2 protein-coding genes are annotated in these 2,031 nt (G+C 63.8%); both read left to right on the forward strand.

The window, feature by feature from the left end; genetic code table 11:
- Positions 1–418 precede the first annotated feature (418 nt).
- Entirely contained in the window at positions 419–1,396 is a 978-nt protein-coding gene (locus ACLKOZ_RS16030; protein ID WP_436476462.1) for a DUF4192 family protein, read from the forward strand.
- A gap of 200 nt (positions 1,397–1,596) precedes the next feature.
- Positions 1,597–1,746 (forward strand): hypothetical protein, encoded by a 150-nt coding sequence (locus tag ACLKOZ_RS16035; protein WP_436476464.1) that lies wholly within the window; start codon positions 1,597–1,599, stop codon positions 1,744–1,746.
- Positions 1,747–2,031 lie beyond the last annotated feature (285 nt).

A 2,031-nucleotide genomic window follows, 5' to 3' on the forward strand; every position in this document is an offset into this window, starting at 1 on the left:
TTACTGTGGGATATCGGGGCGACGGGTTCAAAGGACGGTTCGCCAGGGCTCACCATCATGGGCGTCCGCTGGCGCGGCCGGCTGTTGGGCCTGGTCCCGGCGTCGCAGAGCTCCGCCGCGCCCATGCCTTTTGTCTACGACGTTTTCTGGTTGCTGTCCTTCGGATTGTAGGCGTCCGCTCCACCCCTTCTAGCCCCTCCTGCGTCGGGGCCTGCGGCCCGAAAATTCTTCAGCTGGGATCCTCGCCAGCTCGGATCCCGCAAGATTTTTCGGTCCTTGCCCAAAGGGTAGACAGGCCTACGTCGGCCGCCAAGCAAGCAAGCTTGCCAGCAACCAAAAAACAACGGGGGAGAGGGGAGCTGGCCGGTCACCATTGGTCGCCCCACCCACCCAAATCCTCTGCAAAGGACAAACAATCATGACTGAAAAGCTCAACCTCTCCGGTCCCGCAGACCTGCTGGCCACCATCGCCCACCTTCTGGGACGGACTCCCACGGAGTCCTTCGTGATCCTCACCGCCCGGGGAGGTGCCCTCGGCGCGACCGTCCGCGTAGACGCACCGGCCCATATTGAACCGATGAACTACGCACAAACGCTCACCAGCTACGCGGCCAACGACGAGGAAGCCACCGCATGCTATGTCGTTCTCTACAGCGACGAGGACCTCGATAACTACCCCTACGCCGCTCACGTGGCCGCGCTGGTGAACGAGCTGGCCGTGGCCCGGATGCCCGTGCGTAACGTCTGGCTGGTGACCTCCAGCTACTGGACCGAGTTCGGGACGGACGTCCAGAGCTCGCTCGATGAGATCCGCGACAGCAAAGCGAACGCCACGCTGGTTTACCACGGCAGTGCCAAGGACGTAGACGTTTACAACCCGGCACTGTTGGGAACCTGGGCACTGCGGGTTCAGGCCCCGGCAGGCAGCGAGGAGGACCGTGCCGCCGCGTGCACCGCATGGGCCGCAGCGCTGGACGGCACCGAAACCCCCGACGCCGAAACCGTGCGGGAGCTCGCGGGAGCGTTCCAGCACAAGATGATCCGCGACTACCTGTTCTGCGAAACCATCACCACGCAGAACGGCAACTTTGGCGACGTGATGCTGGGCAAGTTCAGCGGCCGACCCGACTGGGAACGCGTGGACCGGGCCGAAGCCCTCGCGTATGACCTGATGAAAGCAGTACCCCCGGGACAGCGAGCACCTATGCTGACCCTGATGGGCTGGCTGGAATGGCTCAAAGGCCAAGGTACCCAAGCTGACCGGTACCTGAAGCTCGCAGCTTCTGACGTCGAACACTTCCGGCTCGCCGTCCTGCTCCGCGAACTGATGGGCCGCGGATACATCGCAGAGGTAGCCCGGGACTCCACAACGTCCTACCGTCGCAAGATCATCTAGGCCAGAGCAAAAAGGGCCGGAACGGATCACCAATCCGTTCCGGCCCACCTCTTGCCGGTAGCGGGGCGGCCTCCCCCGCTGGCGCTCCTCCGGCCGCCATGACACGCTCACGCGGGCGCAGCCAGTCATCAGCAAACGTGCAGAAACCCTGACTACAGTGAAATACGAAGCCACAGTCACGACTAGGGGAGCACGCAAGCATGGCCACCGGATACATTCGGACCGAAGCCGACCAGCCGGCTCCCGACACCAGCCCCGCAGAAGAAGCAGCCGAGCTGCTGCTGCTCACCGCCGGCGAACCTACCGGCCCGGTCAACATCTCCTGGGAACAGGAACCCGGTAGCATCTAAAACACTGCAGCGATGGCGCTGCATCCCAAAATTTCCTTGCAGAGGAAAAACGGCAGAGGCCGGCAACCCCACCAGGTGCCGGCCTCTCCGCTCTTAAGACGCGCCAGGGTCCCGACACAACCAGGGGGCAGCTCCGGCGCCCGGTGTCGTGCATGCTCGCAGAACTCGCATCCCTTTGGGCGTCCGCTGGCGCGGCCGGCTGTTGGGCCTGGTCCCGGCGTCGCAGAGCTCCGCCGCGCCCATGCCTTTTGTCTACGACGTTTTCTGGTTGCTGTCCTTCGGATT

This window comes from Arthrobacter sp. R4 (assembly GCF_051365025.1).
Classification (GTDB): Bacteria; Actinomycetota; Actinomycetes; order Actinomycetales; family Micrococcaceae; genus Arthrobacter.